This is a genomic window from Maritalea sp. S77, from assembly GCF_049801075.1.
Classification (GTDB): domain Bacteria; phylum Pseudomonadota; class Alphaproteobacteria; order Rhizobiales; family Devosiaceae; genus Maritalea.
Genome location: NZ_JBNAGG010000001.1, coordinates 384,715 through 398,895 on the forward strand (window position 1 = coordinate 384,715; position 14,181 = coordinate 398,895).

General features: G+C 50.9%; 15 protein-coding genes. 1 reads left to right on the forward strand and 14 read right to left on the reverse strand.

Features of this window, described 5'->3' with window-relative positions; genetic code table 11:
* Window positions 1-10 precede the first annotated feature (10 nt).
* Genes ACP15Y_RS01725 through yajC form a run of 4 tightly spaced genes read right to left on the reverse strand, consistent with a single transcriptional unit; the run spans window position 11 to window position 4,180 of the window.
* Window positions 11-874, reverse strand: a complete 864-nt coding sequence (locus ACP15Y_RS01725) for a phytoene/squalene synthase family protein (RefSeq protein WP_424981288.1) — start codon at window positions 872-874, stop codon at window positions 11-13.
* Window positions 871-1,263 carry an Mth938-like domain-containing protein gene (locus tag ACP15Y_RS01730; protein WP_424981289.1) on the reverse strand — a complete coding sequence of 131 codons (393 nt, stop codon included), beginning with the start codon at window positions 1,261-1,263 and terminating at the stop codon, window positions 871-873. Before ACP15Y_RS01730 ends, ACP15Y_RS01725 begins: the two co-directional genes overlap by 4 nt.
* Before the next feature lie 2 nt (window positions 1,264-1,265).
* On the reverse strand, window positions 1,266-3,809 hold the full coding sequence (gene secD / locus ACP15Y_RS01735; RefSeq protein WP_424981290.1) for a protein translocase subunit SecD: 2,544 nt from the start codon (window positions 3,807-3,809) through the stop codon (window positions 1,266-1,268).
* A 32-nt stretch (window positions 3,810-3,841) separates the two neighbouring features.
* Complete coding sequence (gene yajC / locus ACP15Y_RS01740) at window positions 3,842-4,180, reverse strand: preprotein translocase subunit YajC (protein ID WP_027835393.1); 339 nt, start codon at window positions 4,178-4,180, stop codon at window positions 3,842-3,844.
* Window positions 4,181-4,338: 158 nt separating this feature from the next.
* Here yajC and ACP15Y_RS01745 point away from each other — a divergent pair, with 158 nt between their 5' ends.
* Window positions 4,339-5,205: an ATP-binding protein gene (locus ACP15Y_RS01745; protein ID WP_424981291.1), complete on the forward strand. Its 867-nt coding sequence runs from the start codon at window positions 4,339-4,341 to the stop codon at window positions 5,203-5,205.
* A gap of 34 nt (window positions 5,206-5,239) precedes the next feature.
* On the opposite strand, the gene ACP15Y_RS01750 is transcribed toward ACP15Y_RS01745, so the two are convergent.
* The 10 genes from ACP15Y_RS01750 to ACP15Y_RS01795 form a co-directional block, all read right to left on the reverse strand.
* A complete protein-coding gene (locus ACP15Y_RS01750; RefSeq protein WP_424981292.1) occupies window positions 5,240-6,646 on the reverse strand; it encodes a peptidoglycan DD-metalloendopeptidase family protein in 1,407 nt (468 codons plus the stop codon).
* 53 nt (window positions 6,647-6,699) lie between these two features.
* A complete protein-coding gene (locus ACP15Y_RS01755; RefSeq protein WP_424981293.1) occupies window positions 6,700-7,362 on the reverse strand; it encodes a protein-L-isoaspartate(D-aspartate) O-methyltransferase in 663 nt (220 codons plus the stop codon).
* The gene (gene surE / locus ACP15Y_RS01760) at window positions 7,352-8,146 is read right to left on the reverse strand and encodes a 5'/3'-nucleotidase SurE (RefSeq protein WP_424981294.1); all 795 of its coding nucleotides are present in this window, start codon (window positions 8,144-8,146) and stop codon (window positions 7,352-7,354) included. The genes ACP15Y_RS01755 and surE overlap by 11 nt, the downstream gene beginning before the upstream one ends.
* Window positions 8,146-9,423: a serine--tRNA ligase gene (gene serS, locus ACP15Y_RS01765; protein WP_424981295.1), complete on the reverse strand. Its 1,278-nt coding sequence runs from the start codon at window positions 9,421-9,423 to the stop codon at window positions 8,146-8,148. The genes surE and serS overlap by 1 nt, the downstream gene beginning before the upstream one ends.
* A gap of 38 nt (window positions 9,424-9,461) precedes the next feature.
* On the reverse strand, window positions 9,462-10,289 hold the full coding sequence (gene tatC / locus ACP15Y_RS01770; RefSeq protein WP_424981296.1) for a twin-arginine translocase subunit TatC: 828 nt from the start codon (window positions 10,287-10,289) through the stop codon (window positions 9,462-9,464).
* Window positions 10,286-11,104 carry a Sec-independent protein translocase protein TatB gene (gene tatB, locus ACP15Y_RS01775; protein WP_424981297.1) on the reverse strand — a complete coding sequence of 273 codons (819 nt, stop codon included), beginning with the start codon at window positions 11,102-11,104 and terminating at the stop codon, window positions 10,286-10,288. The genes tatC and tatB overlap by 4 nt, the downstream gene beginning before the upstream one ends.
* Before the next feature lie 56 nt (window positions 11,105-11,160).
* On the reverse strand, window positions 11,161-11,370 hold the full coding sequence (locus ACP15Y_RS01780) for a twin-arginine translocase TatA/TatE family subunit (protein WP_424981298.1): 210 nt from the start codon (window positions 11,368-11,370) through the stop codon (window positions 11,161-11,163).
* 55 nt (window positions 11,371-11,425) lie between these two features.
* Window positions 11,426-12,547, reverse strand: a complete 1,122-nt coding sequence (locus tag ACP15Y_RS01785) for an ABC transporter ATP-binding protein (protein WP_424981299.1) — start codon at window positions 12,545-12,547, stop codon at window positions 11,426-11,428.
* 3 nt (window positions 12,548-12,550) lie between these two features.
* A complete protein-coding gene (gene scpB / locus ACP15Y_RS01790; protein ID WP_424981300.1) occupies window positions 12,551-13,234 on the reverse strand; it encodes an SMC-Scp complex subunit ScpB in 684 nt (227 codons plus the stop codon).
* Between the two features lie 98 nt (window positions 13,235-13,332).
* Complete coding sequence (locus tag ACP15Y_RS01795) at window positions 13,333-14,133, reverse strand: segregation and condensation protein A (RefSeq protein WP_424981301.1); 801 nt, start codon at window positions 14,131-14,133, stop codon at window positions 13,333-13,335.
* Window positions 14,134-14,181: the final 48 nt, after the last annotated feature.

Sequence of the window (14,181 nt, forward strand, 5' to 3'; positions counted from 1 at the left end):
CTGAACGCTCCTACTTGCGCAAACCCCAACCAATTAGTTTGAGTATTTTGCGCCAATCCGACATTTTTGCGGCATGCCAATCGCCCTTTTCCAGAGCTTTTTGCATATTGGTCAAATCACTCTCGACAAATGGCCAAAGTGCAAAGGCAGATTTCGCAGCCCCGGGACAAGTTCCCATCGCCTTCCTCGCCTTATCTAGATGCGCACGAGCATCTTCGGCGCACGAGTTAAGCGCTTGTACAATTTTATCTTTTTCCGTGCCAGCGAAGATGTCAGTGTCCTTCAATCCAAAGGCCTCGAACACATTTAGGGGCAAGAAAACTTGGGCGCGACGGCGATCATGCTCAAAGCTGTAAAGTGCACGCGTGTATGTTTGGGCAACGCCCAAATGGCCTGATGCATCGTTAAACTGTTCTGGCTCTTCACTCTCAGTGGCGCAAATCTGGGCAGCATATTGAAAAACAATCGAGCTTACCTCACCCGCATAACCTTCAAACTGGTTTTGGTTTGGCATCGGATCTTGATACAAATCGAATCGCCGCGCCGCGACCATGCGCAAAAGGGGCACTTTGGACAGTTGACGGGTTTCGATGGTTTCAAACAAAGCCTTTGCCAAAGGATTGCTTTCAACATCACCGTGCGTTTCACCATCGAGAGCATCATGCCAAAATTGAAGGCGAATCTCGCCGGGCATCGGTTCGCTTATGCGATGGCGCACCGCAGCCAATTCTGCAGCAAAAGCAAACAGCGTTTGCACCGACATTCGAGCCTGTTGTGGCAAAACCAAACTGGCCAAATAGGCATCCCGATCAAGCTCACGTAGCTGAGCCGAGATGATTGCGGCTTGATCACCCTTTTCTTGGGATTGCGTCATTTGCCACGCTCAACTGCCAAAAAAGCTGCCGCGACTGCGCGTTTTTCACCCAATAGAACATTATATGTGCGGGCTGCTGCGCCAGTGCTCATCGGTTCGGTAATGATGTTCAAATCACGACCGGCTTGTTTGATTGGTTTTTCAAGCATCAGTAGCTGATCGCCTGTGCCAACAAAAAGCACATCAATTTGGTCCGCTTCGGCCCAAACCTTCTCCAAACTTGCATGGGTAATTTGGGCGGCACTCGTGACATCCCACTCGTGCATACCTGAAGGCAGACACAATAGTGAGCCTTTGTGAGACATTTCGCCAAAGCGGAAGCCCCCATTGCCATAGGCGTCAATGGGGACCTGATATTTGAGAAAGCCTTTGTCCGCTTGCGTGGTCAACTCTAAACCGACGCCCCGTCTGCGCGGCGCTCTTCTTTTTTCGCTGCTTCTTTACGTTGTGTCAGGTTGAAGTTGATCAACAATGGTGACGCAATAAAGATGGTTGAATAGGTACCAACCAGCACGCCCCAAGCCATCGCAATGGTGAAGCTGCGGATCACCTCGCCGCCGAAGATGACCAATGCGCCCAATGCAAGCAAAGTGGTGATCGATGTCAGGATCGTACGGGATAGTGTTTGGTTGACCGACATATTCAGCAGCTCGGGAATGCTCATCTTGCGATATTTGCGCAAGTTCTCGCGCACCCGGTCGTAAATCACCACCGTATCGTTGAGCGAGTAGCCCACAATGGTCAAAATCGCCGCAATAGAGGCCAGATTAAACTCAAGCCCGGTGATTGCGAACAAGCCAATGGTGAGCAAAACGTCGTGCACCAACGCTGCAACAGCGCCGACAGCAAACTGCCATTCAAATCGCATCCAGATATAGCCCAACACGGCAATAATGGCAGCTACAACGGCCAGAGTGCCAGTTTGTGCGAGTTCACCAGATACGGTTGGACCGACAACCTCTGAGCGGCGACGGTCGTAACCAACAGCCTCAACCGCATCGATCACTTTCGTGACGGCTTCTTGCTGGGCAACGTCTCCACCTGGCTGTGTTTCAACGCGGATAAGCACGTCTTTTTCACTGCCAAATTCTTGAACTTGCACGTCACCTAAATCTAGCGCACCAACGATTTCACGCAATTGCGCAATATCAGCTGGTCCCTCAATGGATTGAACTTCAATCGCTGAGCCACCTTTAAAGTCGATGCCGAGATTGAGTCCCTTTGCCCCAAACAAAGACAGTGAGCCAACGATCAAGACTGCAGAGAAAATATAGGCAAGCTTGCGGAAGTTCATGAACTCCAAATTGAAGTCTTCCGGCCAAAATTTCAGAAGCGCGATTTTGAGTTCCTTCGGGCGACGACGTGCGTACCAGCGTGAAATCATAAACTGCGTCAACACATAGGCTGTGAACAGGGTCGTGATGATACCGATGGCCAATGTTACCGCAAAACCACGAATTGGTCCGGAGCCAAGGAAGAACAGAATTGCAGCGGCAATCAAAGTGGTGACGTTCGCATCCAAAATGGTGGTGAAGGCACGCTGGAAGCCCGCTTCAATAGCCTGAATGGCTGAGCGCCCTGCCCGCTTTTCCTCGCGAATACGTTCATAAATCAAAACATTCGCATCAACGGCCATACCAATGGTCAACACGATACCCGCGATACCCGGCAATGTGAGCGTGGCGCCCAAAAGTGACAATGTACCTAAGATAAGAGTTACGTTGAGGACCAGTGAGATATTGGCAAATACGCCGAATGTGCCATAGGCCACGACCATAAAGATGATGACCAACAAGCCGCCTACTAAGCCGGCAGTTTCACCCGCGGCCACACTGTCTGCACCAAGGCTTGGGCCAACTGAACGTTCTTCAATAATATCCAAAGTTGCTGGCAACGCACCTGCCCGCAGCAATACAGCAAGATCGTTTGCGCTTTCTGCGGTGAAGTTACCAAAGATTTGGCCGGAGCCGCCTGGAATGGCCGAATTGATCACTGGCGCGGTGATCACTTGGTTGTCCAATACAACGGCGAAACGTTTGCCAATATTTGCTGCTGTAATCTCCGCAAATTTCACGCCACCACGTGTGTCGAAGCGGAATGAAACGATTGGTGCGCTTGTTTGTGGGTCAAAGCCCGGCTGCGAATCCACCAGGGATTCGCCGCCAATTGCGACCTCTTCAAACACCAACTCTTCGCCGCCATCCTGGCTTGGCAAAATCATTGTGCCTTCAGGAAGACCTTGGATTTTGGCTTGTGCCGCGCTCATGGTTGGATGCACCATATGGAATGTGAGACGCGCGGTTTGCGAAATCACATCTTTCAAGCGCTCTGAATCATCAAAGCCCGGCACTTGCACAAGAATACGATCATTGCCCTGTCGTTGGATGGTTGGCTCTGTTGTGCCCAGCTCATCCACACGACGGCGCACAACCTCGATGGATTGTGCAACAACAGAGGACAAACGCTCGGCGATACCATCTTCAGTCAACTCAATGGTGATCAAATCGTCTGGTGTCTGGGTGATGATCATTTCATCAACGCCACCTACGCCGCCAAGTGCTTGCGACAGTGGCACATCTAAGGCCTGCAAAGCGCTGACTGCAGTTTGCAAATTTTCAGGATCAGTCAACTCAATTGTCAGCTTGGTGCCTTCAGTTTTGATCAAGTGACCAATGGCATTATCGTTTGCGAGAATTGTCCGCGCTTCGCGACGCAACTCTTTAATGCGTTCGCTAACGATTTCTTCGCGGTTCACTTCCAAAAGCAGGTGTGAGCCGCCCTGCAAATCCAACCCCAATACAATTTGTTTTTTCGGCAACCAATCGGGCAGATTGTTCAATGTTGCAGGTGCAACAAAGTTAGGCAAAGTGAACAAAATGCCTGCGAGCGCCACCAGAACAATGAGTGTCGCGCGGAGTGGAGATGAATTTAGCATCGCAAGAAAACCTAGCGTTCGCGTTTAAAGAATTATTTTTTGTTGTCGTTGACAGGCTCAGCTTTAGTGCGCACGTCAGCAACCATTGAGCGCAAAACTTTTACACGCACATTTTCAGCGAGCTCAACTTCAAGCTCATTGTCGTCTTTGACACGTGTCACTTTGCCGATGATGCCGCCATTGGTGACAATCACATCGTTACGACGAATGGCATCAAGCATATTCTTTTGTTCTTTCACACGCTTTTGCTGCGGGCGAATGATCAAAAAGTAGAAAATTGGGATGATCAAAAGGATCGGCATCAAGCTGGTCAAATAGTCAGCAGCGCCTGGTGCGCCAGCAGCTTGAGCAAATGCGGGTGAGACAAACATACGGATACTCCTTGATGTGGCTTTTGTTCGATTCAGATTTCACATAATCTGCAATAAAACCCAAGCCACGGGTTGGTTTGGTTTTGCGGGAATATATAGGGGGGATTTTTGAAATGCAAAGTGAAAACCCCACCTTTTTTCATGAGTTTGGAGCAAAAATGAAATTAAGTGAGTTCTTGGCAGATATCGCGCAGTCTTTGCGCGTGTTGGCAAGCCGCCCCGTCACTGAAAATGTCAAAATTACTGACGCCAATGCCTATCAATGGGAAGGCAGCGTGAGCCAACTCTTGCCTGTGGATCAGGTCAACCGGATTGATCTTGACCTGTTGCAGGGCATTGCCCCGCAAAAAAAGACACTGTTGGACAATAGCTTACAGTTTGCAAAGGGTTATGGCGCCAACAATGCCCTGCTGTGGGGTGCCAAGGGCATGGGCAAAAGCTCCATTGTCAAAGCCATTCATGGTGAAATTAATGCGCGGGCCCAGAACGAAACGGACATTAAACGTCTTATACTGGTTGAAATTCATCGGGAGGATATTTCCACCTTGCCCGAATTGATGCGGAAACTGGCGGCTCATGACGCGCAATTTCTCATTTATTGCGACGATTTGTCGTTCAGCCCTGAAGAAACGGACTATAAAGCGCTGAAAACCGTATTGGACGGCGGCTTAGAAGGTCGCCCAAAGAATGTTTTGTTTTATGCCACGTCAAATCGTCGTCATTTGATGGCTCGGGAAATGATCGACAATGAAGCTCGATCGGCCATTCATTCCAATGAAGCCAATGACGAAAAGATTTCTCTTTCTGATCGGTTTGGATTGTGGATCGGGTTTCATAATTGCGATCAAGACACCTATTTGGAGATGATCCGAGCCTATTGCGCACATTTTGGAATCGACGAGGATGAACAAGCGTTACGCGCAGCCGCAATCGAATGGGCACAAACGCGCGGCTCACGTTCTGGCCGAGTGGCTATTCAGTTTGTGCGCCATCTTGCAGGCAAAAAAGGGCGCGCCATTTCCTGACGCGCCCTTCAAATTTCTAAGTGATTAGAATTATTTAGCTGGCCAGCAATGGAGCTGGATCAACAGGTGTTGCACCCTTGCGCAATTCGAAGTGCAATTGTGGACGCGCCACTGAACCAGTTAGGCCAACCGAACCAATTTGCTCGCCGCGGCGAATGTTTGCCCCTTTGGATACACTAATGTCTTTCAAGTGCGCATAGGCAGAAACATAGCCGTTAGGATGCTTGATCAAAACAAGGTTGCCATAGCCCTCAACCGCGTTGCCAGTATAGATCACTGTGCCGGTGTCGGCAGCTTTCACTGATGTACCTTCTGGCGCTTCAATGTTGATGCCCGTGTTTTTCGAGGCTTTAAAATCTTGGATCATGCGACCAGAAACAGGCCAGCGGAAGCCTTGTGACTGCGGCTCAACCTGTGGGCGCGCAGTGATTTGTGTTTCTGGTACAGATGCTGTTTTGATTTCATCTTGCTTCGGCGCAGGTGCAGTTTGCTGCTGAACTGGTGCAGTTGCCTTCGGTGCAGTTTGTTTCGGCTGCGGCGTAGGCGTTGTCGCCACTTTCAAACCAGCAGGACGCGCAATTGGCGTCGGGCTGATTTGTGGCGCGGCAGACACATCGCTTTGAACTGGCACTGTCGAAGCTACTGGCTTCACTTCAGCCACCTTTTGAACCGGCTGAGCTTGCGCTTTTTGCGCGATGAGGTCTGGACGACCAGGAATGATCAGCTCTTGACCCACAAAAATGCGGTCGGCTGAGGCTAAGCCGTTGGCTGTGACGATAGAATCTGGTGACACATCGTAGCGGCGCGCGATCACATAGAGCGATTCGCCCGCTTCGATTTTGTGCATAAATGCGTTTTCTGGCACGAGCCTTGGTGTTGCTGCAGCAGCTGTGTTGGTTACAGGTGGCTGCAGAGTTTGCGGCTGTGTCTGTATTTCGGCAGGCGAAGTGGACGCTGTCATGGTTGGGGTACTCTTTACTGGAAGTGGTGACAAACTTGGCAAAGGTTGCTGCGAAACCTGAGATGGTGCTGCGGCCACATTGCCGAAATTAGAGTTAGACGCCTGTGTCTGAGGATAATTGCCCGCTAGCAACGGGTCTTGTGAGCCTGAAGTTGGATATGTGATGCGTGCTGCGCCGCCAACATCTGCTGGCGGTGTGAATGGCGCGTTGGTATTTTGTGCAACGCGAACCGGCGCTGGCGAAGCCGTTTGTGGCATGGTTGGCTGTTGCGGACCGTTGATGGTTCCCGGCATCGCCTGATTTAGATCGGCGTTTTGCGCTGTATTTACGGAATTTGTAACCAACGGGCCCTGTGCCACAAAGGGAGACCGCGCTGTGGTGCAGCCTGCCAGAACCCCGGCTACTCCTAAAACAGAGACAAGGGCAACGCTATTTTTCAACAGTCGTGTTTTTTGGCGCACAATCATGGTTTTACTCATACTCAATACAACTTTACTCGACCCACTATAAATTCATTAAGGTAAAGGGGAGTTTAAAGAGTCTGAGATTTTCCATGCATTAGTGGCGCGAGGCGAATTGTGCCAACAACATCTTCTGCAAATTGGTCACCAACACGCTCAAAACAGGTGAGTTGTTGCAACTCATTTGGTGCACCGATGGGGGCCATCAAAATACCGCCCTCGCCCAGTTGATCCAGCAGTTGCGGTGACACGGACTTAACTGACCCTGTCAACAAAATCCGATCAAATGGGCTTTGGTGTACCCACCCGTCCAAACCATCACTATGTTGGCTGACAATGTTGGAAATTTTGAGCTTTTCCCAACGATCTTGGGCAAGTCTCAGCAAGGTGCCGTACTTCTCAATGGTAAACACGCGCTTGGCGAATCGAGACAAAAGCGCCGTGGCATAGCCTGAGCCGGTGCCGATTTCCAATATTTTTGGCACAACCTCGTCAAACTGCAATTTATTCAGCATATGAGCCACTTTGACAGGCGATGTCATCGACTGGCCGCATTCAATGGGCAATGCGCAGTCCTTATAGGCGTGGGACGCAAATTCTTCTGGCACAAAAAGTTCGTGGGGGACTCGCTCGAACGCGTCCACGATCTCGCGCTTAGTGATGCCCTTTTGGCGAAGACTGAGCACCAAGGAAGCTTTTGCCCATTCTACATTTTCTGGCTCGTCATCCTGCATCGTGACTGACCTTTGAAAACTGAAAAGCGCCAGACAGTCGCTTCAATTCTTTCATATCAGTTTGCTGTAGCAAGAGCGGAGTGACGGTGATGGCGTTATGGTCCAGCAAACGGACGCAATCGGCTTCAGGTGTTAGCGGCTTTGGCGTATCCAATATTGCCACGAAATGTTTACCCGCATTGTCTGACGGATAATACTCAAAAGGCGAGGTTGCAAATCGTTGGTGTGGCACCACTTCAACACCACTCACTTCGGCCGCCTCGCAGCGTGGGAAGTTGATGTTGTAATATGTTTCAGTGCCTTGCGCGGCTGCCATGACTTGCTGCACCACTTGCGCACCATAGGCTGTTGAGCAATCCCACTCGATCAAATGCTCGTTGGAAAAGTCCATGCTTTGGCTCAAGGCGATGCCCAGTGCACCTTGCAACGCGCCTTCTCTGGCGCCTGCCGCTGTGCCTGAGCAATTCATAAGATCAGCAATGTTTTGGCCGCGGTTGACGCCAGAAAGCACAATATCTGCAGGCTGATCTTTGAGCAGATGCGTCATGCCCGTTACCACGCAATCAGCGGGTGAGCCATTAACAGCATAAATTTGTGCGTCGCGCTGTTCGATTTCCAACTCTTGTCCAAGAGTGAATTTATGCCCCACACCAGACTGGTTGGTTTGTGGGGCGACAACCCACACATCTTCGGATATTTCCCGCGCAATTTGTTCCAACACCTTGATGCCGGGCGCGTCGACTCCGTCATCATTGGTGATCAAAATGCGCGGGTTATCTTTCATTAGCTAACCGAAATCTTCGTTTGGCCGCCCATATAGCGCTGCAATACGTCTGGAATGGCGATTGAACCGTCATCTTGCTGATAGTTTTCCATCACCGCAATCAGTGCACGGCCGGTGGCCACGCCGGAACCGTTCAATGTGTGCACATATTGCGGCTTACCATCATCGTCGCGATAGCGCGCTTGCATACGGCGCGCCTGATAGTCGCCCGCAACGGATACAGATGAAATCTCGCGGTAGGTGTCCTGCCCTGGCAACCACGCTTCAATATCGTAGGTGCGCTGCATCGTGGCACCCATATCGCCGGCGCACAAACGCATCACGCGATATGGAATGTCCAGCCCCTTCATCACAGCTTCGGCGCAACCCAGCATGCGCTCATGTTCATCGAGCGATGTGTCTGGCGTTGTTACTGCTACCATTTCCACTTTGTAGAATTGATGCTGGCGCAACATACCGCGCGTGTCGCGCCCCGCAGAACCAGCTTCAGAGCGGAAACATGGAGTCAAAGACGTAAAGCGCAGCGGCAGTTCTTCTTTGCTCAACATGCTTTCGCGCACCAAGTTGGTCAACGACACTTCAGACGTTGGAATAAGCCAACGTTCATCAGTTGTTTGAAATGCATCTTCCGCGAATTTCGGCAATTGGCCCGTACCATACAAGGCTTCAGAGCGTACCAGTAGTGGCGCGACCACTTCAGTGAAGCCATGTTCTTGGGTGTGCAGATCGAGCATATATTGGCCCAAAGCCCGCTCTAAACGTGCAACATCGTTTTTCAGCACCACAAAGCGTGAACCGGCAATTTTGGTCGCGGTTTCGAAGTCCATCTGGCCAAGCGCCTCGCCTAGCTCATAATGCTCTTTCGGTTCAAAGTTGAAGCGCATTGGCTCGCCAACTTTGTGGCGTTCAACATTAGCGTCTTCATCTTCACCGTCTGGCACATCGTCCAAAAGTAAGTTGGGCACACCAGCCAAAATCTTGTTCAGCTCGGCAGTTTGCTCACGTTCCTGATCTTCGCCCGCTTGCACTTTAGATTTCAAATCTGAGACTTCGGCCAAAAGCGCTTGCGCTTTTTCTTCGTCGCCCTGAGATTTGGCTTGCCCAATTTGTTTTGATGACGCGTTGCGTTGCTCCTGCCACTCATTGAGTTGCTGCACAGTTTTCTTACGCTCATCGTCGAGTGCAATCAAAGCGTTGGCCATGGGCTCAGCGCCCCGGCGCGCCAATGACCCATCAAATAGGTCTGGATTGGCGCGGATCCATTTAATATCGAACATCTTTTTTCTCCGGCGGTTTGCCGTTTTTGTATTTTTGATTAGTTGCTTGAATCAGTCTCGGACTCAAGGGGTTTGCGCGATCGCTCCACAAGGCGAACGGCAAGAATCGAAAGCTCATAAAGCAAGAACACAGGCACAGCCAATCCCAATTGTGTCATCGGTTCTGGTGGTGTCAAAAATGCGGCCAGCGTTAAGATGCCAACAATCGCATATTTGCGCCATGACTTCAGATTATCTGATGAAATCAACTCGGCTGTCGCCAAAAGCACCAAAATAACCGGCAGCTGGAAACAAAAGCCAAACGCCAGTAGCAAGGTCATGGTCAATGAAAGATATTCAGAAACCCGCGTGACCATTTGAATGGAAGCTTGGCCTGACCCAGTTTGTTCAAGCGAAATGAAAAACTTCATCGCCAGCGGCATGACGCCGAAATAAACAAGGCTCGCACCGAGTATGAAAAGAATTGGCGTCGCAACAATGAACGGCAGGAAAGCGCGGCGTTCGCGCTTGTAAAGACCTGGTGCAATGAAGCGGTAAATTTGGATCGCAATGACTGGGAATGCCAAGAAGATCGCGGAAAACAGCGCGACTTTCAATTGGGTAAAGAAGAATTCCTGCGGTGCGGTATAGATCAGCTCCACATCTTCAATATTGCCAACTGCGCGTTCAAATGGGCCGAGCAAGATGTTGAATATCTGGCTGGCGAAGAAGAAGCAGGCGACAAATAGAACAGCAACCGCGACCAGCGAATAGATCAAGCGTTGGCGCAACTCGACAAGGTGCTCCATCAAAGGGGCTTCGCTTTGGGCTACTTCTTGGTCGTCAGCGTCTTGCTGTGCTTCTGGATTTTCGAGGAGCTTGCTCATGATGATTGCTCCTTAGTTGTTGCACTGGCTTTTTTAGCGCGTGTGCGCGGTGCGGCTTTTTTGGCCGTGGCAGGTTTTTTAGTTGCGGCAGGTTTGCGCGTTGTTGAAGCCTTACTTGCCGTGGTCGGTTTGCTGGCAGTTGCGGTTTTTGCTGGTGCCCGCTTAGCGGTAGTGCGTTTGGTTGCAGTTTTCTTTGCCGCCGTGCCACTCGCGCTGGTCTTTGACGCAGCTGTGCGCTTGCGCGCTGGCGCTTTTTTTGCCGTTGATGATTTAGCCGGGGCCTTTTTAGCAGGCGTTTTGGCAGCGCTCGCGCCAGTTTCTCCTGCTTTGCTTTCAGCCGTTTTCGCTTTCGCTGCGGCTTTGGCGGCCTCAGCTTGTGCAGCAGATTCTGCGGCGCGTTCTTGCCCGCGCTTCACAGCTTCTTTCATTGACGCGGCAGCCGCGTCAGGATCTGGTTGTGGAACAGGTGGTAGCCCCGCCGCCTCGCGAATTTCATCAGCGACGCTTTCACTTCCCTCAACCTTTGGTTTGATTTTGCCTGTTGGCTCGACGCCATTTTCACTCACTTTGTTGAACTCATCAGAAATCTGCTTAGATGTCTGGTTCAACGGATCAGTGATTGATTTTTTGGCTTCTTTGAATTCATCAATTGCTGCGACTTTTGTCAGCTCAGATTTGAATTCATTGCCCATACGACGCACAGAGGAAAACATGCGGCCCAGTTGACGCAATAATGCGGGCAAATCTTTTGGCCCCACGACAATTAATGCAAATGCCGCGATGATCAACATCTCGCTCCAGCCGATATTGAGCATATTGCTCCTCTTATGAATTGTCGCCGATTACAGGCAAGGCAGCATGACCAATTGGATTAGTCTTGCTTCTCTTTTTCTTTCTCTTTGCTGGTGGCATCGACTGTGTTGCTTTCGATTTCACCTGTCTTTTCGTCATCCTGCATGCCTTTGCGGAAGGCCTTAATGCCGGAAGCAACTTCACCCATCATGCCGGAAATTTTACCGCGGCCAAACAATAGCAAGGCGGCGATGGCAATGATGAGAATACCCCATGGACCCGGATTCATTCTCTTACTCCTTCAACTGATGATCTCACTAAGATCTACACTCCATCAAATATGGTCAAATTGCATCAAACACAAGCACGTGTTCGGGATTAATAGCAATATTTACATCCAACCCTGGGCGAATATTGACATTTGTGGGCTGACGCAAACGGATTGTGCTGTCTATGCCTGCAACGGCCACCTCAAGCGTATCCACACCTAGTGCGTCTCGCTTGGCGACAATCCGCCCCGGCGTGCCCAATCCGCTTGAATCAATATAAACAGCACCGATAGGCCGCATTGCGACAATTACACGCGCGCCATCTTCACGGGCGCCTGCATCAACATTGCCAAAAGGTGTTGTCGCCACACCACCGCGCACAACGGTTGGGATCTCGCTTACGGGTGAAAAGAACCGCGCGACATCAATGTCTTTTGGATGGTTATAGATTTCGTCGGAGGTGCCAATTTGGGCAATATCTCCATCACGCAACAGCGCGATTTTGTCGCCGAAAATCATAGCTTCCTCTGGATCGTGGGTCACCAAAATACAGGTGGCTTGGGTTTCCCGCAGCACGGCTAAAGTTTCCGCGCGAACACTTTCCCGCAAACGCGCATCCAATGAGGAGAACGGCTCATCAAGCAACAACAGGCCGGGTTTTGGAGCGATGGAGCGCGCCAGCGCCAATCGCTGCTGTTGGCCGCCTGAAAGCTGCGACGGATAATCGTCAGCGCGTGAGTCCAGCCCTACCCGCTTGAGTGCGTGCAACGCCTGTTTGCGTGACTCTTCACGGCCCAAAGATTTCAAACCATATTCGACATTTTTCAAGATCGAGAGATGTGGGAACAGCGCAAAATCCTGAAACATCAGGCCAATGCCGCGCTTGTCTGGCGGCACAGTAACGTTTTTGGCGGACATGACGCGCTTGTTGATCAAGATGCGCCCAGAATCGATATCCTGCAGACCTGCGGCAGCGCGTAATATGGTGGATTTACCTGAGCCGCTTTCGCCCAACAGGCACAAGATTTCACCGGGCGCAGTTTCAAAGCTGGTATTGTGCAACACGTGGGTATTACCCACAGTGCAATCTACATCTTGAAACTCAAGTGCGGCAGCAAAGCTGATGCCCGCGGTGCCGCGCGGTCCCCAATGCACATCGGCCTTGGTTTGACGTGTTTGAATCGGTTGCTGAGTCATAAATTAGGAATCATCCGATTTGGTCGTCGCGGTCAACTCGCTCAGCAGATCATCGCCTGCATCATCGGGTTCAAGCGGATCTTCATCTTCGGTCAATGCCCCATCGCGTGGCTTGGGCACATTGAAATCTGGTGGAAGGTTAGAGGATAGAAGGCCAGCACCTTTAAGCTCACCCAAGCCAGGCAAATCTGAGATCTGTTCTAGGCCAAAATGATCCAAAAACTCTAGCGTTGTGCCATAGGTGACGGGCCGTCCTGGTGTTCTGCGGCGGCCACGCATCCGCACCCACCCCGCTTCCATCAACACATCCAAAGTGCCCTTCGACGTAGCAACGCCACGCACATCTTCAATCTCAGAGCGAGTTACGGGCTGATGGTAAGCAATGATCGAAAGGGTCTCCAATGCCGCGCGAGAAAGTGGTTTTTGTTCAACATCGTCCCGCCGCAGCAAGAACGACAAATCTTCCGCTGTGCGGAAGGCAAACTTCTCACCCCGTTTCACAAGGTTGACACCAGCATGCTGATAACGCTGCTGCAATTGCTCCAAAAGATCGGCGAGGTCTGCATTTTCTGACAAATGCGGATGCAAATCTTCGGCACCTAATGGCTCTTTGGCTGCGAACAATAGCGCTTCCAACACCCGCAAATTGCGGATGTTAATTTCGCTCTGTTGGCCATTTGTGTCCATCGATTTGCCTTTTATTGTTATATGGTTCCGCAGCTCGTTTTAAGCGCTGATCACCATTTATGCCCTTATCTATCAATTTTAGGATATGTGGCCAAGCATTACTTGTTGTCGGTGCCTGGGTTCGGGCGTTTACGCCGCACCATAAGCGGGGAAAATGGTGCCGACTGGCGCAATTCAATCTGGCCTTGTCGCACCATTTCTAAACTGGCGGTGAAAGATGACGCGAGAGCGGTTTGCCGCTCCTCGACTGAGGCCCCAAGATAATCTGCCAGATAGACGTGCAATGGTGCCCATTCCATAGATTGGCCGATCAGGCGTTCCAAAATTTCCTCAGCTTCACTGAGTGACCACACGGTGCGAACCTTGACGGAATAATCTTGCGGAAACGATTTTTCCCGCTGAATGACATAAGCACGCAACAAATCGTAATAGGTTGCCTGCCATTGATTGGTTTTGGTGGTGATGATGGTTTCCGGGTCGCCCCGTTTGTGAATTTCGCGCCCCAACCGTGGTCGATTGATCAGTTTGGCAGCCGCGTCGCGCATGGCCTCCAAACGTTTCAATCTGAATTGAAGCAATGCGGCCATCTCCTCACCGCTGGGTTCTTCATCTTCATCATCATGCGGCACCATGAGGCGGCTTTTCAAATAGGCAAGCCATGCCGCCATGACCAAATAGTCGGCTGCAACTTCGATCCGACGTTCCTTAAGCGTTTCGATAAATCCCAAATACTGCTCAGCCAATGAGAGCACGGAGATATGAGCTAGATCCACCTTTTGCTTGCGCGCCAAATCCAACAGCAAGTCGAGCGGCCCTTCATAACCCTTTACATCAACATACATCACGCCCTGGCGCGGCGCTTCTCGTTGTTGTGCAAACTCGTCTTCCTGAAAGGGCATGGTGATTAATATCCTTGCTGCCTGTGGTCTAAATCATGGCGCAAAAAA